The organism is Streptomyces sp. NPDC017676, from assembly GCF_044329325.1.
In the GTDB taxonomy this organism is placed as follows: domain Bacteria; phylum Actinomycetota; class Actinomycetes; order Streptomycetales; family Streptomycetaceae; genus Streptomyces.
Window position 1 is genome coordinate 10,374 of record NZ_JBIRJA010000018.1, and the last position, 19,806, is coordinate 30,179.

The following is a 19,806-nucleotide window of genomic DNA, read 5'->3' on the forward strand; positions in this document are numbered from 1 at the left end:
GGGCGGGGGCCCCCCCCGGGGGGGGGTCCCCCACCCCCCCCCCCCCCCCCGCGGGGTCCGGCGCTGCCCCGGCCCGGGGGGGGGGGCCGCGGCCGCCCCCCCCGCCCCCACGGCATGGAGCGAGTATGAAGGCGACGAGCGGGACCGGCAGGGCCGCGGCGGGCTTGTGGCGCGCGGGCCCGGTCCTGCTGCGGGCCGCCGTTCCGCGGTCCCTCCGTCCGCAGGAGGCCGATGAGCAGACGGCATCCGACGACACGGGGTTCCTGCGCGCCGTGGCGCACGACGCCTTTCTCCGCGAGGCCCTCCTGCTGTCCAGTTCGTCGCTCAGCGCGACCCTGGACAAGGTGGAGGCCGGGCAGCCGGTGCCGGCGCGCAAACTCCGCCGCGCGGTACGGGCGATCACCCGCTACCGCCTTCGTCTGGCCGGCCGGTCCACTCCCTTCGGCATCCTGGCCGGGGTGGCAGCCGGCGGCTTCGGGCCCGAGCCGGAGGTGCGCTGGGGGAGGGCCCACCGCAAGAGCGTGTACCCGGACGCCGGATGGCTCACGGACGTCCTGACGGAACTCGAAGGCGATCTGGGCGTCCTGCGGATGCTGCACGTGACGACGAGCGACCTGTGTTGGGCGCGCGGCGGCCGCCTCGTCGTCCCCCATGCCCCTGCCGGGGACAGCCGTGGCGTACGGCAGGTCTCGCTGCGTCACACCGCCGCCGTGCGAGCGGCGCTCACCGAGGCCGCCCGGCCGGTGGCCTTCACTCACCTGGAGAAGACGCTCGCCGTCCAGTTCCCTGCGGTCACCGAGGCGGTGGTGGCGAACCTGCTGCGGCAGCTGGTGGCCGTGGGGGCCCTGCTCACCGACCTGCGGCCGTCGTCGGCCACGCGGGATCCGCTGGGCCACGTCCTGGGATCGCTGTCCGGGACGCTCGACGAGGCGACCGCCGCCAGCCGTCACACACTGGCCGAACTGGCCGCCGTACGACGTGGCCTGGCCGAGTACGCCGGTACTCCGCTCGGCCGGGGCCGTTCGGTCCTCGGTCCGGTGACCGCGCGCATGGACGCGCTGCGCGCCTGCGCGCAGCCGGTCCAGGTGGACCTCGGCCTCGATGTGCGCGTCACGCTGCCGCCGGCCGTGGCCACCGAGGTGGAGCGCGCCGCAGAGGTGCTGACCCGGATGGCGGCCCGCCGGCCCGGCCCGGACTTCCTCGCCGCGTACCACGCCGATTTCCTCGAACGCTACGGCACGCAACGGGCGGTACCTCTCCTCGAACTCCTCGATCCGGACCGGGGGCTGGGCGCACCGGCCGGGTACCGTCACCCTGGCGGCGCGGCCAGGAAACCGGTCTCCCGGCCGTTGGTGCCGGACGGCATCGATGCGCTGCTCATCGCTTTGGCCCAGGAGACTTGCCTGCTGTGCGAGGACGAAATAGTGCTCGACGACACCCTGGTGCGGGCCCTGTGCGGCGAGGCCGGGTCAGCGGACGGCGGTTCCCGCACCGGATCCACTCTGCAGTCCTTCGACCTGCTGACCCATCTGCTCGCCGACTCCACCGCCTGTCTGGCCCGTGGCGACTTCCAGCTCGTCGTGCTGGGCGTCAGGACGCAGGCCGGCGCCTATGCCGGGCGGTTCGCCCACCTGCTGCCCACGGGCCCGGACGGCCACACCCAACTGCTGCGTGACCTGCCCGTCCGCCAACCCAGCGCCGTGCGCGCCCAGTTGGTGTTCGCACCCCTGCAACCGAGGGCCGCCAACGTGGCACGGACGGCGTATTGGGGCGCCACCCGCATCGAGGCCGGGACCTTCGCGGACCGCGGGAGCGAGCACGTGCTCGGACTGCACGACATCGCGGTCGTGGCGACCCCCCGCCGGCTGGCCGCCGTGGCTCTGTCGACTGGCTGTGAGATCGTGCCGACCCTGGCTGGCATGGTCGCCACTGACGCCCATGCCCCCAACGCCGTACGCCTGCTGAACGACATCGTGCGCAGCGGTGACACGGCCGCCCCCGGCTGGCGCTGGGGAACAGCCGAAGCACTGCCCTACCTGCCGCGGGTCCGCTACGGACGAACCGTGCTGTCCACCGCGCGGTGGAGACCGGTCGATCCGTCCCTGCACGACACCACGTCCTCCGACGAGCAGTGGGCGGCGGATTTCCGGCGGTGGCGGACGCGGTGGCGGCTGCCGGACCGAGTGCGCGTGGCCGACAGCGACCGCAGGATCACACTGGACCTGGACTCCCCGGCCCACCTCGCCCTGCTGCGCGGCGAACTGCGGCGGCGTCCGTCCGTCGTACTGGAGGAGCTGCCAGCCGGGGGCAGCACGGGATGCGGTTGGCTGGCGCCCGCCGACGGGGGCGCTGCGGAGGCGAACGGCGTCGCCGAGGTCGTCTTCTCACTCGTCCGGCAGCCGGGCGCCGCACCGGCCGGGACCGTGCCGTCGCTGCCCGGCCCGCTGGAGTCCCGGGACCTGCCGAAGACGCCCCACGCGCCGTCCGGCACCCCCGGCGCACGCCGGAACGCACTCCCCTCGCCCGACCCCGCCGTGCCGTTCCTGTACCTGCCCGGACGCACGGTCCACCCGCCGGGGTCGGAGTGGCTCTACGCGAAGGTCTACTGCGCGGCCGAACGCCACGACGAGATCCTCGCCGAACGCCTGCCCGAACTCCTGGCGGAACTTCCGCCCGAGGTAGACCGCTGGTTCTACGTCAGATACCGCGACGACTCCCCCCACCTGCGGCTCCGTTTCCACGGCGACCCCGGCGCCCTGACCGGCCGCCTGCTGCCCCGGATCACCGCCTGGACGCGCGGCCTCTCCGGTACCGGAACACCCCAACGGCTCGTCCTCGACACCTACGACCCGGAGGCCGAGCGGTACGGTGGTGCCGGCGCCCTGCCGGCCGCGGAAGCGTTCTTCGAAGCCGACAGCCGTACGTGCCTCGAAGAGATCCGCTTGCTGCGCCGGCCGCCGGCGGACATCGACCCGCTGATCGTCATGGCTGCCGATTACATCAACCTTGCCCACCGCATGCTCGGTCCGGATCGCGGGCACCGCTGGCTGATCGACAGGGCTTCCACGGAGTCCCCTGCCGTGGCCGGCCGCGACGCCGCCGCGCCGGGCGCGCGGGCCGAGAAGGTCCTCGACCCGGCCGACGACTGGAGCGCGCTGCGCTCGACCCCCTGGGGCGAGCACCTGACCGGGCTCTGGGCCGAACGGGGCGACGCGCTGGAGGACTTCACCAACCGGCTGCGGGCCGGAAGAACGGCCGACGAGGCCACCACGGCGGACACTGTCCTCGCATCCGTGCTGCACATGCACCACAACCGGCTGCACGGTATCGACCGGGCCCATGAGAAACAGGCGCTGGCGCTGGCCGCCAGAGCGTGCCGGGCCGCCGCCGCCCGCTCCCGCGCGGTGACCGTCGGGGACCGGCTCGCATGAGCCTCAGGGACGACGCGGCACACACGGTCGCCTCGATCGCCCGGCAGTTCTCCGACGTCGACGCCACCACGGCGGCCTGGCATGCCACCCCTCGCGGCTCGGTCGCCCGCACCACAGGCCTGGCCGGCGGCCTGCCCGGGATGGCGCTGCTGTTCGCCGAACTGTCCCGGCACGACGGGGCTTTCGCACGTACGACGCACAGGTGGCTCACTCAGGCTGCGCGTGCCCGGCCGGCCGCCCCGCCCGCCGGCCTGTACGACGGGACCGCCGCACTGTGCTTCGCGGCCCAGGCCGCCGCCGGCGGCACGGGGCACTACGCGGACACCCTGGCCCGCCTGGACCTGAAGATCGCCGCGCAGGTGCGCAGGCGCACCGAGACAGAGAGCCGGCGGCTCGCGCAGGGCCGCTGCGTCGGCATCGCCTCCTACGACGTGATCACCGGACTCACCGGGCTGGGAGCGCTGACCCTGTCCCGCGGGGCGGCCGGGCCGACCCGCTCGGTGCTCGACGCGCTCGTTGCGCTCACCCGCCCGCTGACCGCTCTCCGCATCGCGCAAAGCGGCGCCGGAGGAGGCCGGAGCGGGGCCGGCGGCATGCGTCCCGTCCCGGGCTGGTGGGTGGCCCAGAGCACGACCGACTACGCGCCGGCCCCCGTGCACGCCGGACACGCCAACCTCGGTCTCGCCCACGGCATCGCCGGCCCCCTGGCACTGCTCTCGCTCGCGTGGCGCGAGGGAGTGCGCGTGGCGGGGCAGCGGGACGCCGTCCACGCCATCGTCCGCTGGCTGCGCGAGCAGCGTCTGCCCGGCACCCCCGGCTGGCCGGCGATGGTCACCGAGGCCGGGCCCGTCCTGGGCGGTGCCCGCCTCTCGTGGTGCTACGGCACCCCCGGCGTCGCCCGTGCCCTGTATCTAGCAGGCAGCGCCTTCGGGCAGCCCCGGTGGCGGCAGGAGGCCGTCGCCGCCCTGAAGGCGGTCCTGCCCACGCCGTCCGGGCCGTTTTTGCCCGGTGACCCCGGCCTGTGCCACGGCCGGGCGGGGCTGCTGCACATCACCGCGCGCATGGCCGCCGACACTGGTGACGCCGAACTCCGCGACCGCCTCGACAGCATCGCCCGGCACCTCCTCGATCTCGCGGACGGCGACACGGACCCTCGTTTCGCCGCGGTGCCGCGTCCGGGACGGCCGCCTGAGGACGCGTTCGGGCTGCTGTCCGGCACGGCCGGCGTGGCCCTCGCTCTCCACGCCTACGCCACCGGTGAGCCGCCCCGGTCCGGCTGGGACCGCGCCCTGCTGGTGGCCTGACCCGTGAGACCGCACGCCCCATCGAGAGGGTTGAGCAGCATGATCCCCACTGCGCTGGACGACTGGACCGGCTCGACCGCCGCCTTCCTCGCGCGGCAGTGGCGCACGGCGCCACGTGTGTACCGCACCTCGCCCGTACCGCCGCTCACCGTGCGGGACGTCGACGCGGCGATCCGCGACCCCCTGCTGCGCACCCCACACCTCGCGCTCGTCAGGGACGGCGCCCCGGTGCCCGAGACGAACTACACCACCACCCGCACGGTCAACGGCACGGTGCTGACCGGATTCGCCGACGCGGCGGCGATCTTCCGGGGGCTGCGCGAGGGGTGCACCCTGCTGCTGCGCAACGTGGAGCACTGGCACACGGACGTCGCCACTCTGGCCGACCGGTGGCAGCAGGCCCTGGGACGGGCAGTGGAAGGCTTCCTCTTCATCACACCGCCCGGCGCTCAGGGGCTCGCCGTGCACCGCGACGACGCCGACGTCCTGCTGCTCCAGATCGGCGGGCGCAAGCAGTGGACCGTGTATCCCGGCCCCGCCGACGGCAACTGGGCACCGGGAGCGGCGTCGGACGTGGGTCCGCCCCTGCTGAAGGACACCCTGGCCGAGGGCGACGTCCTCTACATCCCCCGCGGTTATGCCCACAGTGCCATGGGCAACCGCGGACTGTCCGTCCACCTGTCGATGACAATCCGCGAGGCGAGCGCCCAGGACTCCTACGCTGCCCTCCAGCGGCTGCTCCTCACCGGCTTCACGGCACAGCCCCGCCCCCTGGACGACGCCGCGCTGACCGCCCACATCCGCCGGCTCACGGACCGGATGCGCCGGTCCCTCGACGAACTGGAACCGCACGAGGTCCTCACCGCGGCACGCTGCGCACGCATACCCCTCCACGGCACGCCCCCCGTGGACGACCTGACCAGCCTCGCCGCGTATTTCCGGGACCATTCACCAAACAGCACACGGCCGTGACGGCCACAAGGAGGGGGGTCGAACCATGCCTCTACCCGGCTGTCGGCCCCGCCCCCGGTCACCGACGGACAGCAGATACCACGCCGCCTTCGAACGGGTCAGACGATGCCGCGCCGGGCGCCACACCCGCAGGCGCGCTAGCGGGCGGCGGGGGTGCCGGTGATGTGTGCCCAGTAGCGGTCCGCGTAGGACCAGTGCCACCACTCGCTCGGACAGTTGACGAAAGCCTCTTCGCGCAGGCACTGGGCCGGCAGGTCGCGGTTGTCGCGCGGTCGGCGACAAGCCCGGAGCGTCGAAGGGACCCCACCGCTTCAGACGGCGCCTGGTTGCAGATCCGGAAGGACGGCGGGTGTGACCGCGGGTCCGCGCTGTCGCGTCCTGAACCTGCGCGCCGACCGGGTCACGGGCGGCGGCTGTGTGCCGGGCAGGGTGGCCGGCTCGTCGCCGAGGGGAGCAAGTGTCCGACGGGCTGCCAGTGGTCCCCACACCGGTCCGGCTCGCGGTCGCCTCGGCTCGTTCCCGGCCGGGGAGCATGCCCGGGGCCGGCCGGCTCTGTATCGGTCTGCCGGGCTTTCCCGGGTCACCTGACCGGGCATGGTTTCGGATGTACGGTCTGCCTGCTGTCAGCAGATTGTCCGCGCGCCTCCATGTCATGTGCACGACCGCTGTCTTTCCTGGCTCCTGTGCGTTCCTACCCGGCCGGGTCTTCCAATCGTGCGAAGTCGGTCAATCCAAAAGGGCGTCTTGGGCGTATGAGAAGTAGGGCGGCAGCCCGGGGTGCGCTTTGGTCAGCTGGAGGTGGAACTGACCAGCGACCGGTTTCACCGCGCCGACAATGGCGCCTACCTCACCCTCATCGAGGAACAGATCGCCCAGCCCGTAGCCGACTCACGGATGCCCCAGCAGTTCGGCAACGAAAACGGCTACCTCTCGCCATGTTCGAAGCAGTCACCAGCCACCCGCCCATCGTGGTCGCCGACCTCTTCGGCCTGAACATCACGACGGCCCAGAGGTGGGCGAACTACGCCAAGGACGACTGGAGTGCCTACTGAGGTTGAACTCGTCGTGTCGTAGGGGCTGACGAGCGGCAGTCCCCTGCGGTATCACCGGGGCATGCGGTATCCACAAGGGGGCGGGTTGACCGCCGAACGGCAGCAGTTCCGCGAGGGGTTACGGCTCCAGGCGGCCGAGCGGTTCGCCCGGGGTGAGGCGAGTTCTGTGATCGCCAAGGACCTGCGCGTCAGCGTCCGGTCGGTGCAGCGGTGGCGGCAGGCCTGGGAGGAGGACGGGCCGCGTGCTCTGCGGTCGCAGGGTCCGGCGTCGTTGCCGAGACTGAGCGAGAAGCAGTTCGCGCAACTGGAGGCGGAGCTGGCCAAGGGGCCGACCGCGCACGGCTGGCAGGACCAGCGCTGGACCCTGAGCCGGATCAAGACCGTGATCGGTCGGCGCTTCCACCTGACCTACACCATTCAGGGTGTGCGCAAGCTGCTGGTGCGCAACGGCTGGTCCTGCCAGGTGCCGGCCCGACGCGCGATGGAACGGGACGACGAGGCCGTGGCCGGCTGGGTGAAGGAGACCTGGCCCTGCGCGGAAGACTCGCGGCGGCCCGTGGAGCCTGGCTCGTCTTCGAGGACGAAGCCGGCTTCTCCATGACGCCGCCGCAGGCGAAGACCTGGTCACAACGCGGTCGAACCCCGGTGGTGCGGGTCCGCGGCCGCTCCCGCAGACGCATCTCCATCGCAGCGGCGACCTGCTACAAACCCGGTCACCGCTCAAGGCTGATCTACCGACCCCGCCGCGACGACGGCAACCGCGACGGACGCAAGAGTTTCTCCTGGCGCGACTACCGCGACCTGCTGATCGCCGCACACCGGCAGCTCGGCGGCCCGATCGTCCTGGTCTGGGACAATCTCAACGTCCACAAGGCCGCCGACCTGCGGGAATGGGCGGCAGCTCAGGACTGGCTGACCCTCTACTACCTGCCGCCCTACACACCCGACCTCAACCCCGTCGAAGGTGTCTGGTCGCTGCTGCGGCGCGGCTGGCTCTCCAACGTTGCCTTCAGCACCCCCGAACACCTCGTCCAGACCATCCGACGCGGTCTCCGCCACATCCAGTACCGCAGCCACCTCATAGACGGCTGCCTCACCGAGACAGGACTGACCATCAGCCCCTGATCACCGAAGACGACATCACGAGTTCAACCTCAGTAACCGGCAGCTCCGCCGCCGGATGCAGCCAACTTCGTTGGCTGCGGCTCGAATTGCTCCGCAATACGAGCCCAGCGGGAATTCGCTCCGCGAATTCCCCGGGGTCAGCTACAAGTCGGCGCAGCAGGTGGCATCTGCCTCAGCTGTCAAGAAGATCACTCGGTGTAGGAAAGATTCCCGGTATCCGACCGCTCGCACGGGATAGGTTCCTCAGATCAAAATCCCCTTCCCTCGCGGGGACTTCCTGCAATTCGCCACCTATATCCATGCTGCGATATACCTGGTGAAGAGAGTCGGGCAGTTCGTCGCGCCCTTGGCTTTCTGGGCGGAGCCGGTCAACTTGAGGAAGTGTCCAGTCAGTAGCGCAAAGAGTGCCGTCGACATATAGCGTGCGACGGTGGCGGGGACTGTGGCGACTGAGGAGGTGCAGGATGTCGTCGCGAAGGCCACGGCGCTGGTCGCGTCGTGACGCCCTTTCAACACGCTGCAGGACGGGTGCCAGTACCCCCAGCGTCACGCCGAGCGTGGGAAAGCTGGCCACGACGTAGTCGCCTAGGACCTGGGGTTGCTGGTGGGCGAAGACGTCTAGGAATGGCGAGTAGTAGGCCAGGACGTGCCAATCCGGGTCGACGGGGAGGTCTATGGCGTTGGGAGCGGCTTCGTCAGGGTCAATCGCCGTTAGACGCATGGCTCCGCGAGCAGAGGTAAAGTCCACCGCGCTCGCGTACGCGATCTCTGGTTCTTCGCCCTTGATGGTCTTAACCGTCCTCTTCTGTATTTCCATGTCATTGCGGAGTTTGCTCGTCAGGCGGCCGGAGCGACCCTTGGCTTCCGCGACGACGTAGGTGTGGCTGCCGCTCTCAACTGTCCGCTCCCCGAAAAAGTCTGCTCGCCTACGGCCTGGGGCGAAGGTGATCTGGTGAGTAGCGGCGTAGCGGGCGACATGCATGAAGAAGCGAACAGACAGCTGTTTCTCTGCGAAGATTTGGCACATGGCCTGTCCCAAGGTGTAGGACAACATGCCTTTTTCGGAGGGGTCTAGCTCTCGGGCAAGGTCGGTACGTGTGATGCGGCGCAACTGCTCGTCATCGTCTTCGTCTTCGTCGGTCCAGCTGAGATAGGCGGGCATCGCCGCGACCCTGTGACACCACTCGTATATCGATGATCGCCCGTGCTTATTCTGGTCCTTCGGTGCTCTGCCCGTGATGAACAGTGCGCGCGCCAGGTCTTGTGGTGTGATTTGCAGCTCTAGGCATGCCGGGACCTTTGCTTCATCTGGGAATTGTTCGGCGGTGGTGCGGACTTGGGCGGGGCCGTTGGGAAGCATTGTCGCCATTCCAGGGTCAGGGTTGTCAGACGTGAGTCGAGAGGTTCGTCGTGCCGGGTCTTTTATCACTCCGGTCTGAATGTTGCTCGATATAGGGACTACGTGGTCCCCGCCGCAGTCGACGAGGCCCAGGAGTTGCCCCGCCGGCAACTGGGCGTACCTAAGTGGGCGGTGGGCGTGGTCCAGGTGCGCGCTCCGGCAGCGGACGCGGCCCGATCTCCGTCAGCTGTGGTGGCCCCGCTTCTCTAGACGACGCCGCAGCGTGAGATGGGCGGGCGTCTGCGGTCGTCGGTGCTCCGCTCACCGTGGGAGTGCTGTCGGCTGCGCTGCTACGGAGAGGGGGCGGGGCGCAGCAGGTTGGGATTTTCGCGTCCTCCCGGAATGCGGATGATGACGACCAGGCATGGTTCGGATTCGCCGGGACGTTGGACTGGCTCGATCCAGATGCTTTCGAAGAGGTTGACGGCGCCTTCGGCGTCGACGGTTTTGTCGAGGGCAAGCAGAATAGCGAAGCGGGCGTTGGTGTTTTGGTATTCGGCGGCTTGGGCGACGTATTGGCGTAGCGCGGTTTCGCTGGCGTCGTCTTCTTCGATCTTGCATTCGACGTTGAATTGAACGGCGCCGAATGAGACGAGTATGTCGGTTCTTCCGCCTGCTTTGTCAATGACTTCCGAGTTCACGATGCTGAAGAGCGCTGAGAACTGCAGTACTTCCCGGTAGTGCTGGTGGAATAGCGCTTCGTCTACTTTCTGCTTCTTGCCGTCTTTATCGCGTTTGCGGAGGTATTCGGTGTAGGAGCCGCCCATCTTTCGACCGATGTCGTAGCACAGGTAGGCGAAGCGGATCGTGGTTTCCAGGAGAGCGGTGAACTCGTCGGCGACACCGGTGATCCAGTCACGGGAGGCTTCCAACTGCCTGAGGAGCCGCGCCTTGAGGTGGCCGTACTTGGGGTCAGCGATGGTCGCGAGGACGTCGTCGTGGGTGCGCAGGCCGAGTTCCAGGCGGTCGAGGACGTGCTCGGGTGTCTGGTCAACGAACGATGCGAAGTCGTCCTTGAGTTGGTATGCCAGCCGCTGCCAGCGTCGCGCTTTTCCCCGATCACCGGCTTGTTGAGCGGTGGAGTTCTCGCTCGTCTTGGTGCGGTGGAGGAGAGCAGTGTGGAGTCGTTGGGCCGCAGGGTCGTCCCGGAGTTCCTCGTCGTGGGCCAGGGCGTGCTCGAGGAAGCGCTGGCGGTGCTCGTGCTGGTGGAAGGCGTCCTCAATGACGGGCGCCACCAAGGTTTCCACGACGGCGGCCGCGGGGGTGTCCGTGAGGACGGCGACCGTGTTGTGGGCGGTGTACGCGCGGAGCAGTGCGGTGAGGATGCCGTTGCCGGCTTCGTACCAGGGGTCATCGTCGGCGAGGTGTGCGGCGGCGCCGTCGAGCAAAACGGTGAGTTCGGACCAGGCGATCACGTCGTTCTGCCGTGGTCGTGCCCAGGCCGGGGTGCGGGTGCGGTAGCGGTAGTCCCGGTAGCGGTGGAGGGCGTCGCGCAGAGTGGATGCTGCGGTGTGGACGCGTGCGGGGGCGTCAGGGGCGGACAGGCCGAGGACGGCTTCGATGGCGGCATGGTAGAGCTGAGCGTCCAGCCGGTCGGGGTCGAGAGCAATCAGTTCAGCGAGCCGGTCCTGGGTTTTGCGCAGTTGCTCGGCCATATGGGCGTACTGGTTTTGTTCCAGAGCGTGGCGCAGGTCGCCGAGGGCGAGTTCGAAGGCTGCGTCCCGGTAAGTGTGGTCGAGCATCAGGCAGCGTTGGAGGGCTTCGCGGAGGCCGGCGCCTGGATGGTGGGCGTCGAGGACCCCGAGGAGGCGCGGCAGGCGGGTGGCCATGGCCTCGGGAAGTGCGGCTGGGTCTTCGGTTGCTTCGTCCATGGCGCCGAGGAGACGCGCGGCCTTGGTGACGCCGGCCAAGGTCAGTTGGACGAGACAGTCCGCGGCTTCCACCCCGATGAGGGCCGCGGCGAGGTCGTCACCGGCGTCTTGGGCTTGCTGGAGGCGGGCGAGCAGCGCGCGGGTCAGTGGAATGCCGAGTTCGCGTGCCAGGGCCGGGCGGCTGGCGAGGGCGTCGGTGGCGTTGGCGAAGGCCGCGTGGTTGTTGTTGGTCCGTAGGCCGTCGAGGATGGCGTCGCACAGCGGCCTGCATGTCTCGCTACCCGCGGCGTCGAAGTGATGCGCGGTCGCCTGGATGAGGTGGGCCAGGAAGGGGCCTTGGGCGAGGTGGTCGGCGGCGGCGAGAACGGCGTCGAGGCCTCCGAGGTCCTCCAGTGTCGGGCCGGCGCGCAGTTGGGGGCGGGAGGCGTGTGCGGCCCACTGGGCTAGGCGCTCGTCGATGACGTGCACGGTGCCCTCCGCCTCCCTCGTCGTTGCTGGATAGTCCTGGTGGCCTGGCCTAGAAGAGATGGCGTTTGTCAGGACCGGTCACGGTACGGTCTTCGGGGTAGAACTCCCAAACCGCGTCGTCGATCGACGTGATCACGATCTGGATGCCGGGGTCCTGGGCTGCGGTCTCGTAGAGGGTCTTGATGCATTGGCGCGCGTTCTCGTGGGAGAGTTCCTCGGCTGTGGGCGCGTCGATGAGCAGCAGACCGGGGTGGGACATGATGCCCCGTTTGCGGCCGACTTTGATCATGCCGACGATGGCTGCGATACGCATGCGCAGGCGGTCGGTAGGGCTGAACGCTTCGAAGGGGTGCTTTTTGCCGGTTTTGCGGGCGTTGAGGTGTCCCGCCAGGTTGAGGTCGACGCTGGTCAGGTTGGCCACACCCAGGTCGTGGGCGATGGCGACGATCTCGACGTTCAGGTCGGCGAACAGGGCCTTGCTGTGGTCGGTGACCACCTTCGACAACACCTTGGCGGCCGCCTCCAAGATGGCGTCGCTGTCGTCGGAGTTGTCCTCGGTGTCCGACGGGCTCGTCGTTGCGGTGACGTAGTCTCCGACCACCCCTGGCAGTCCGGTCCCGTTGCCGGTGGCGACTGCCAGAGCGCCCCGGAGCTGGTAGACGTCCTGCCGGGCGGATTCGAGGCGGGTGTACCAGTTCCCGGAGCGTGCCGCGGTAAGGCGGGCGTTCACCAGGTCGTACGCGGCACGGCTGTTGTCGCAGGCGGCGCTGGCAGTCTCGACAGCCAGCCGGGCTGTGTCTTCAGCCGTGCGGGAGGCGTTCGCCCGGTCCTCCAGCCGGCTGAGCAGCACTGCCCGCGCCTCTGGATCGTCCTTAACCTCCGGCAGAGGGCTCGCGCACACGGAGCACCGGTGTTCACTTTCTTCCGCCGTGCGCCGGGCGTCATCGATCTGGTGGTCGCAGCGCGGGCAGGCCTCCGGCTCAAGCGCTCCCAGAAGGGCTCGGGCCGCGCGGCTTTGCTCGGCTCGGCGGACGGCTCGTTCGTCCTTGAGGCGGGCCTTGCGCGCGAGGGCGTGGCTTTCTTCAGCCTCCTGCAGAGCCGCCTGGTCGTGGGCGAGCCGTCGTGCGGCGGCGTCGACGTCGGCGAGCAGGCCCGTCAGGTCAGGCTGGCCCGCTTCCAAGGCCGCCACCTTCTCCTCGGCAGCCCTGAGCGCCTGGCGCAGCGGCTCGTCTGCTGCTCGCGGGCCTTGGTGTCCTCACGCGCCCGGCGCTGAACGCGACTGGTCTCCTGGGTGTCCTTCTTGCGGGCCGTGTTGATCTGGGTGAGCTCAGACGCGTAGGGGACGTCGAGGAAGAGCTGCATCAGCTTCACGGGGAGCTGGTTGTACGACGTCGGGCCCAGCAGGGTGCTGGAGTTCCCTGCGTTCAGCGCAATGGCGTAGAAGTAGCTCGCCCAGCCGTGCACCTGCTCCGCGCTGTCGCGGTTGCCTTCGGCGTCCTTCGGAGCGTCCGCCTCGGCCGCCCACAGGGACAGTGGTCGAAGGCCCAAGCGATCAAGCATGAAACGGTCGATGAGTTCCTTGACGCCGCCGGGCTCCGCGGTGGCCGCCAGGCGTACGCCGGGGCCGGTCTCCTGGGAGCCGTCGAGGGCTGTGAGGTGCTCGAGGGTGTCGGCGCTCAGGAGCCGGCAGCTGGGGCGCTCGGGTTTGTCGAAGGTCAGGCGGATGGAGGCGACAACGCCGGCGACCTCGATATCGGCGCGGATGTAGGAGAACCAGTCCACTGTCTCCGGCCGGCGGAAGGGCTTGAAGCCTTCCCCCCGCAGGGCGTAGCTCAGCGCCCACAGGAGGCTCGACTTGCCGACGTTGTTCAGGGTGCTGGCGATCGCCCAGGGTCCCGGCCCGAGCGTCATGTCGAGGGTGAAGGGGCCGTCGTTGTCGTCCGTCCCGGTCTTGGTGCCCTCGCAGTACAGCCGGTGCACGACCAGCTGCCGGCGCGCGGGCAGCGGGCTGGTCAGCTGGATGCCGTGGGCAGACAGAACGCCACGGACCCTCTCCACGTCAGCGGACGGAACTCGGGCGGCGATCTGCTCGTACAGCTCACCGTCGGACGGCACGGGCAAAGGCTGTGTGGTCACGCGGCGTCCCCCTGCTCTGCTTCGGCGCGCAGCCGGGCCAGGCGCGCGCGGGCCCGGTCGGCGATCGACGGGATGTACTCGTTCAACGGGGTCTCGGCGTAGTCACGCTGCAGGTACTGACGTTTGCGCAGCGCCAGTGCGGAGTGCCCGGTGGCCTCGGCGAGCGCCCGGACGAGGCGGGCGCGCTCGGTGTACCAGGCCAGCACCGGGAACTGCTCCGTTGCCCGTTCGGCGAGATCGCGGCCCTTGGCCGTGAGGTAGTAGTTGTCCTGCAGCACTCGCTTGGCGGTGCGCCGCGGCACAACCACGACCAGCCGCGGGGCGGCCAGGATGCTCATCGCCAGGTCGATGTACTCGAACGCCCCGAACAGGTAGCGCAGCATGGGGATGGCGCAGATCTCCGGCTCGTCCGAATCCAGGATGCTGCCGGCCAGTTCCAGGTTGATGGCTTCCTTCTCGCGCTCGTAGTCGTTGAGAAGCTCATCGGCCAGGTAGTCCGGGTTACGCAGCCAGAAGTCGAGCTTTTGCAGCCGGCCCTCAGCGCGCAGCACAGCCACCGCATCCTTCGGCGCGGCCTGCTGCTCGGCTTCGTTCAACGGATCGGACACCGCCGCTATGAGCAGCAGCAGCCGAATCGCGTCGGAGAAGCGATCCCCCTCGTCATCAACCACTCACACACCGTAGTAACTCGCGGTGGGGTTGATCAATGGCTCTGCAAAGACCGCTCAGGGCCTGTAGACAGCGCTTCGGATCGCCTGGTCGACCCGGCGGTCATCGGCAAGTTCGTAGAGGAGGCGGGCTCCGTTCGGCTGGGCTCGCAGCGCGGAGGCAACGATGCTCGCGGCGTGGCCGGTGAGCTCGCGCATCCAGTCCTTGATGTCGTCTCGCGGGTCCCACTGGTCGAAGCGGCCGTCCCATTCGCACATGCCCTGAACGGCCGTGTCGAGGAGAGCCCACTGCTTTTCTTGCGCTGCGAGACGGGCGACATCGAGCAGCCACCACATGGCCCGGTCGGCCTCCTCGGGGGTGGGCCAGTCGTGGGCAGCAGCATGCAGGGTGAGGGCCTGGGCCACGGCGGCGGTCTGGGCGGGGTTGTCGAGCAGCGCCTCTCTGGCTGTCGTCACACTCAGCCTGGTGATCACGTCGAGGTACAACTCGAAGGAGCCGGGCTGGTCGGCGGCGAGGGCGAGCAGCTGGGCCGCCGCAGCGGTGTCGTTCTTGTTGGCGTCCTCCAGCAGGCGCTGGGCGCGCACGATGGGCAGTTCGCTGCCGGCGCCTGTCTCGCGGTCGACCAGGTCGAGGAAAGCCGCCATGTCCTGGGGGCGGCGGGAGGGCTCGAGCTGGGTGGCCTGGCGCACAACGCCGTACCACGGGCCCGGCGGGGGCAGGAGAGGCACGTTGGCCTGCGGCCAGGTCCCGGTGAAGATCCAGCCGATGAGCTGTCCAAGGCTGTAGATGTCGCTGGCCGGGGTCACGTCGTGGCCGTCGAGGAACTGCTCCGGTGCGGCGAACCCCTCGGTGCCGATGGCGGTCGTGGTCAGGAGGCCGGCGGTGCTGGTCTGCCCTCGGGGGCGGCGCACGATGCCCCAGTCCGCGACCACCCAACGGCCCTCGAGGAGGAGGATGTTGGCAGGTTTGATGTCTCGGTGGATCCAGTCGTGGCGGTGCGCGTCGGCCAGGCCGGCGGCTATGCCCTCGACCAGAGACCGTAGCTTGTGCGGGTCCTGCAGTTCTTTTCGCTTGTCCTCTGCGGTGGCCTCGGCCTTCGGCATGACGAACCACGCGTAGCCGGGGTGGAAGTCGAGGACCGGCATGACGTGCGGGTTGTCACCGAGTCGCTGGGCGATCTCCACCTCGCGGCGCATACGCCGTTGGCCTCGCTCCCGCCAGCCTGTACGGCGTTTGAAGGCCACAAGCGTCCCCGACGGCCGGTGCGTGGCCGGAAACACCTCGGCTTGCCCGCCGGGCGGAGCCAAGGGGCGGGCTTGCAGCGCGTAGTCTGCGCGCTCGCCGCGCGCCGTCTGGCTCACCACGTCATAGCGGTAGGCCGTCGGGACGGGTGCGGAGCGGGGAGCAGCGGGGCGGTGTCCGGTGATCCGCAGCACAACGGGGCGGACCTGAGTGTGATCGTTCGAGGGCAGCGAGGCGAGCAGGAAGGCGGGGCCGCCGTCCAGGTCCTGCGCGAGGCCGAAGAGTTCACCGAGCCGGGCTTCGGCCACGGGTTCGCTCGTACGGCTGACGGTGTCGGTGCGGTGCACGGCGATCCTGGTGCCGGTGCCGTCCGGCGAGGCGCTCAGGACGCTGGTGGAGTCGGCGCGCAGCACATGGGACGGGAAGTGCACGGGGGTCCGGATCCACTCTTCACGCTGGCCCGCGTCCGTGGTGCGGGCCAGATCCACGACCGTGCTGTGTCCCGAGGCGGCGAGGAAGAACCGGCGCCGCTCCAGCCAAACCGCCGAGCGCACCGCGGCAGGGAAGTGGATCGGGTAGCGCATCTGATCCCCGACCGTGTCCCCGGCGCGCACCAGCGCAAGGTTTCCTTCACCGACACCGAACGTGACACCGGAGCCGGACAGTACCCACGGCTCCCCGTCCGGTCCGGCCAGCAGCACGGAGCCGTCGTCGAAGTCTCCGGCTACGGCGTGAAGACGGCCTTCGTGCCAGCGGATGAGGGAGGAGCCGCGCAGCACCAGGACACCGCCGTCCCGGCACACCAGCGCAGCGCCACGGCAGTCCGGCAGCGCGAGGTGCCAGTGGGCCTGGCCGCTGTTCGGGTCGACCTCAAGCAGGCCGTCGGCGCAGGTGATGAGGACACGGCCCTGGGGCAGGCAAGCCAGCCCCGTGGGCCGGTCAGGGCGCGCCGAACCGATCAGCAGCACCTCCGCCGTCGCTCCGGTCCACGTTCGCGTCTCCACGGGCACAGCAGACGTCAGACGTGCCGGCGCAACCATCGCCTCGGGTGCCGGCGCCGCCTTGCCCACGCCAAGCAGTTCGGCCAGCGGCAGGTAGGGCTCTTGCCGCCGCACGGCACGGCGGACCAGCTCCGGCAGTGCACACACCCCAGCCACGGCCGCGTCCAGGTGGGTCCTGTCGAGGACGGTGCCAAGCCTGGCTGCCTCGCGTACGAGCTCTTCGTCCGCCTCATCTTCCGGCCAGTAGAGCACCGCCCACACGTCGCCACGGACCACTCGGCTCGCGGCCGTGATGATCGCTGAGAGCCACGCAGACGGCTCCTCATGCCCCGCCAGGAGAAGAAGATAGTCCCGTCCCTCGAACTCGTAGGCCACCGCAGGCACGCCGGTGAGGTCGTAGAAATGTACGGAGTCCCACGACACGGACTGGTCCAGCAGCGTCGAGACGATATCGATGAGTAGCTGCGAAGGATCCTCGTCCGACTCCCCCTTGCGCCACCGGCCGTACACCCCCAGCAGGCCGCGTTCCCGGTTCTCCACCCTGCTGATTCCCCCTCGTCTCCTGCGCGTGGTTCCACGGATCCGCGCAACTCACCGCCCCTAGAGCGTGAGCCTACGGCTCGGGACGATTCAGCCGCCTGAAAACAGCTGACAACAGGCATGGCGGGGCCACCCCGGCCGGCGGCGGGAAGTCGCCTTCGGGCCGCGCGGCCGCAGCACGGCGGGAGGCAACGCGGGCGGCGGGCGGGGCACCGCGGACGGCGCGGTGGCGCGAGGAGTACAGCGGCGGGGCGCAGGACGGCCGGGCCCAGGGCGTGCCCATCCGGCCACCGGCCCCGGGGGCTGGTGCGGCGGGTGGCCGGCCGCGGGACGGCGCACGGGCGCAGCGGGAGCGGGAAGACGGCAGGCACGGGCAGCGCGGGGCGCCGGTGGGACAGCCAGGCGCGTGCGAGCCGGGAGCGAATGGCGCAGCGGGGCACGGCGTGGGCAGGCGGCCACCAAACCGCCGCCGGCCGGGCCTGCCCGGCCGCGCAAGGGCCGGCCGCCGCGGTATAAGCCAGGGCACGGGACGAGGTCAGCCACCTGATTCCGTGTCCTCGGCCGTTATGCGGCCCCGCGGGTACACCTGCAACACAGCTGTGGTGAGTGCGTCCTCAAGCACGGCCCGGCGGGGCAGGTCCAGACTGAACTCCGCCTCAACCACAGCCAGTACCCGGCGCGGCTGCATACCGCGGTATCTACGAACACGGGTCGACGGGGCAGCAGAAGCCTCGCGTGCCGCCGTTCCGACCCATCAGTTGCGATCATCGCAAAGTTCTGCGATGATCGCAGCATGCATTCGATTGAAGAACTGGCCGCCCTGCGCCACCCCATGCCCGAACCGGGCACCGTCACCCCCGAGGACTCCTACGCCGACGCCTGCGAACAGGTGGCGGAGCAGCGCAGGAACGACGCCCTCGCCCTGGAGGCCGCGAGCCAGGAGATCCGGACGGACCCGTTGCTGCTGGCGCTCGACGACTTGAAGGCACAGAAGGAGGCCGTGGACGCCCGGATCCGGCAACTGCTGGCCTTCGGGCGTGAGTTCCACGGCAATCGCCCTTACGGTCTGGAGGAACTCGCCCGCCACGCCGGGTACAGCCCCTCCGGGGTGCGCACCGCCTACGGCCAGGAAGAGATCAGGCAGGTCGCCGCGCAGATCGGCCGGGAGCCGAACCGGCTTCGCCGCGACACCGCCGGAAGCAGCCGGTGAACGCGGCGGGCGGTGCCGCGCCGCCTCCGCCGGATTCCGCACTGCTGCCTCCCTACCAGCGGACGGCGGCAGACTTGAGGCGGAAGATCCTGTCCGGACAGCTGCAGCCGGGTGAACGGCTGCCTGCCGTGCGCAGCCTCCAGGAGCAGTACGCCATCGCCGGCGCCACAGCCCAGGCGGCGCTGCGCGTGCTGCGCACCGAGGGGCTGGTCGACATCGTGCACGGCAGAGGCACCTTCGTCACCGGCCCCCTCCCCCAGGCCGTAGATGCACTGTCCGGCACGACGGCCGACGCCCGCCGCATCGAGGCTCTGGAGAACACCCTGCGCGACGTCCCGAGCCACATCCGGCCCCAGGGGCACCCCAGCTGGGAGCTCAACACCTGCCTGGTGAGCAATGCCCAGCTGGCCAAGTGGTGGGCAGCGCTGGGTGCCGCCCCCCACTGACAGACTCCCCCGAGTAAGAACGCTCGCCTGCGCCTCGACCCCCGCCCCGGGGCCCGGCTGTGCGGGAGGGAACGCCCCTCTCTTCGGCCGGCGAGAGCGCCGCCCCTGTTCCCCTACACGCGTCAGCGGACAATGGAGAGACACGGGCATGAGTAGTCCGGCCGAACTGCGCGCACGCGCCGACGATCTGGAGTCCCGGGTACCACCGGTGTCCGCCGGACCGCGTACCGACGACGAACGCATGTGGCTGGAGAAGGCCGCTGCCCTGCGTGCCGAAGCCGACCGGCTGGAGGCCCCGGCTGTACGCGGAGATGATTGACGAGGACCGCCGGCTACGGCTGGCCGGGTACGAGACCTACCGCCTCGGCGGCTGGGAACTCTCCCAGCCGCACGCCGGACAGCTGGTGGAAGACTTCTTCACGGAAGTTCCCACCCGGCACAGGCCACCACACAAGCCCGCCACCTCGGCCCCGCCGACCGCCTCCCGGCCGGTGATGCCGTCGCCGTCGTCAACAAAACATGAGCGTAGCGTTCGCTACACGTGTAGCGTATGCGTCTGAAGGAGCTGTACGCCGAAATCGGTGACGCCGACGGCAACAAGGACACCGTCTCGGGTGTCACACCCGACCTCGCCAACGCGTTCATCGACGCGATCCGCAACACGGCCGGCGTTGAACCGCCCCGGCAGGCCGTTACGTTCACCGATCTGATCGCCACCATCGCCCAGACCTCCCGCGTCATCCAGCACCTGGAGGCATTCCGGGAGCTCGCCATCGTGGCAGCGGACCAGACCGGCCCTTACGCCGACCGCAAGGGCATCGCCCTCGCCGCCGGCATGCCGCCCTCCCGGCTGTACCGGGTGCTGGACAAGCACGGCCGCCCGCGCGACCGCAAAGCCCACACCGCCGGCCCCGACGACGACGAGTGAGTGAGGACACTG

At 69.9% G+C, this 19,806-nt stretch carries 15 protein-coding genes; 9 read left to right on the forward strand and 6 right to left on the reverse strand.

Translation table 11 applies throughout. From position 1 onward, the window contains the following. The first annotated feature begins 125 nt into the window (after positions 1-125). The 5 genes from ACH4LD_RS32795 (at position 126) to ACH4LD_RS32815 (ending at position 7,884) form a co-directional block, all read left to right on the forward strand. Positions 126-3,431 carry a lantibiotic dehydratase gene (locus ACH4LD_RS32795; RefSeq protein ID WP_398057921.1) on the forward strand — a complete coding sequence of 1,102 codons (3,306 nt, stop codon included), beginning with the start codon at positions 126-128 and terminating at the stop codon, positions 3,429-3,431. Then, positions 3,428-4,735 carry a lanthionine synthetase C family protein gene (locus tag ACH4LD_RS32800; protein ID WP_398057920.1) on the forward strand — a complete coding sequence of 436 codons (1,308 nt, stop codon included), beginning with the start codon at positions 3,428-3,430 and terminating at the stop codon, positions 4,733-4,735. Before ACH4LD_RS32795 ends, ACH4LD_RS32800 begins: the two co-directional genes overlap by 4 nt. A gap of 39 nt (positions 4,736-4,774) precedes the next feature. Further along, a complete protein-coding gene (locus tag ACH4LD_RS32805) occupies positions 4,775-5,707 on the forward strand; it encodes a JmjC domain-containing protein (protein WP_398057919.1) in 933 nt (310 codons plus the stop codon). Positions 5,708-6,820: 1,113 nt separating this feature from the next. Continuing rightward, complete coding sequence (locus tag ACH4LD_RS32810; protein WP_398057918.1) at positions 6,821-7,360, forward strand: winged helix-turn-helix domain-containing protein; 540 nt, start codon at positions 6,821-6,823, stop codon at positions 7,358-7,360. Then, complete coding sequence (locus tag ACH4LD_RS32815; protein WP_398057917.1) at positions 7,357-7,884, forward strand: transposase; 528 nt, start codon at positions 7,357-7,359, stop codon at positions 7,882-7,884. Before ACH4LD_RS32810 ends, ACH4LD_RS32815 begins: the two co-directional genes overlap by 4 nt. Positions 7,885-8,056: 172 nt before the next feature. Here the strand turns inward: ACH4LD_RS32815 and ACH4LD_RS32820 are convergent, their stop codons facing one another. From ACH4LD_RS32820 to ACH4LD_RS32845, 6 genes are all read right to left on the reverse strand, one after another. Then, on the reverse strand, positions 8,057-9,244 hold the full coding sequence (locus ACH4LD_RS32820) for a hypothetical protein (RefSeq protein ID WP_398057916.1): 1,188 nt from the start codon (positions 9,242-9,244) through the stop codon (positions 8,057-8,059). Positions 9,245-9,573: 329 nt separating this feature from the next. Then, complete coding sequence (locus ACH4LD_RS32825) at positions 9,574-11,622, reverse strand: hypothetical protein (RefSeq protein ID WP_398057915.1); 2,049 nt, start codon at positions 11,620-11,622, stop codon at positions 9,574-9,576. Between the two features lie 49 nt (positions 11,623-11,671). After that, entirely contained in the window at positions 11,672-12,811 is a 1,140-nt protein-coding gene (locus ACH4LD_RS32830; protein ID WP_398106202.1) for a hypothetical protein, read from the reverse strand. Further along, positions 12,778-13,758 carry a hypothetical protein gene (locus ACH4LD_RS32835; RefSeq protein WP_398057913.1) on the reverse strand — a complete coding sequence of 327 codons (981 nt, stop codon included), beginning with the start codon at positions 13,756-13,758 and terminating at the stop codon, positions 12,778-12,780. Before ACH4LD_RS32835 ends, ACH4LD_RS32830 begins: the two co-directional genes overlap by 34 nt. Then, the gene (locus ACH4LD_RS32840; protein WP_398057912.1) at positions 13,755-14,429 is read right to left on the reverse strand and encodes a hypothetical protein; all 675 of its coding nucleotides are present in this window, start codon (positions 14,427-14,429) and stop codon (positions 13,755-13,757) included. The genes ACH4LD_RS32835 and ACH4LD_RS32840 overlap by 4 nt, the downstream gene beginning before the upstream one ends. A gap of 54 nt (positions 14,430-14,483) precedes the next feature. After that, positions 14,484-17,210, reverse strand: coding sequence for a protein kinase (locus tag ACH4LD_RS32845; RefSeq protein WP_398057911.1), 2,727 nt, complete (start codon positions 17,208-17,210; stop codon positions 14,484-14,486). Between the two features lie 793 nt (positions 17,211-18,003). Here ACH4LD_RS32845 and ACH4LD_RS32850 point away from each other — a divergent pair. The 4 genes from ACH4LD_RS32850 (at position 18,004) to ACH4LD_RS32865 (ending at position 19,794) form a co-directional block, all read left to right on the forward strand. Further along, positions 18,004-18,420 carry a hypothetical protein gene (locus ACH4LD_RS32850; RefSeq protein ID WP_398057910.1) on the forward strand — a complete coding sequence of 139 codons (417 nt, stop codon included), beginning with the start codon at positions 18,004-18,006 and terminating at the stop codon, positions 18,418-18,420. Further along, positions 18,417-18,866, forward strand: coding sequence for a winged helix-turn-helix domain-containing protein (locus ACH4LD_RS32855; RefSeq protein WP_398057909.1), 450 nt, complete (start codon positions 18,417-18,419; stop codon positions 18,864-18,866). The genes ACH4LD_RS32850 and ACH4LD_RS32855 overlap by 4 nt, the downstream gene beginning before the upstream one ends. A 148-nt stretch (positions 18,867-19,014) precedes the next feature. Next, positions 19,015-19,185: a hypothetical protein gene (locus ACH4LD_RS32860; protein ID WP_398057908.1), complete on the forward strand. Its 171-nt coding sequence runs from the start codon at positions 19,015-19,017 to the stop codon at positions 19,183-19,185. 231 nt (positions 19,186-19,416) lie between these two features. Beyond that, complete coding sequence (locus ACH4LD_RS32865) at positions 19,417-19,794, forward strand: hypothetical protein (protein WP_398057907.1); 378 nt, start codon at positions 19,417-19,419, stop codon at positions 19,792-19,794. Positions 19,795-19,806 lie beyond the last annotated feature (12 nt).

What these genes read in the sequence shown, in the direction of transcription:
- ACH4LD_RS32860 (WP_398057908.1), top strand. Translation starts at nt 19,015, where the DNA reads ATGAGTAGTCCGGCCGAACTGCGCGCACGCGCCGACGATCTGGAGTCC.
- ACH4LD_RS32810 (WP_398057918.1), top strand. Translation starts at nt 6,821, where the DNA reads ATGCGGTATCCACAAGGGGGCGGGTTGACCGCCGAACGGCAGCAGTTC.
- ACH4LD_RS32805 (WP_398057919.1), top strand. Translation starts at nt 4,775, where the DNA reads ATGATCCCCACTGCGCTGGACGACTGGACCGGCTCGACCGCCGCCTTC.
- ACH4LD_RS32795 (WP_398057921.1), top strand. Translation starts at nt 126, where the DNA reads ATGAAGGCGACGAGCGGGACCGGCAGGGCCGCGGCGGGCTTGTGGCGC.
- ACH4LD_RS32800 (WP_398057920.1), top strand. Translation starts at nt 3,428, where the DNA reads ATGAGCCTCAGGGACGACGCGGCACACACGGTCGCCTCGATCGCCCGG.
- ACH4LD_RS32865 (WP_398057907.1), top strand. Translation starts at nt 19,417, where the DNA reads ATGCGTCTGAAGGAGCTGTACGCCGAAATCGGTGACGCCGACGGCAAC.
- ACH4LD_RS32815 (WP_398057917.1), top strand. Translation starts at nt 7,357, where the DNA reads ATGACGCCGCCGCAGGCGAAGACCTGGTCACAACGCGGTCGAACCCCG.
- ACH4LD_RS32850 (WP_398057910.1), top strand. Translation starts at nt 18,004, where the DNA reads ATGCATTCGATTGAAGAACTGGCCGCCCTGCGCCACCCCATGCCCGAA.
- ACH4LD_RS32820 (WP_398057916.1), bottom strand. Translation starts at nt 9,244, where the DNA reads ATGCTTCCCAACGGCCCCGCCCAAGTCCGCACCACCGCCGAACAATTC.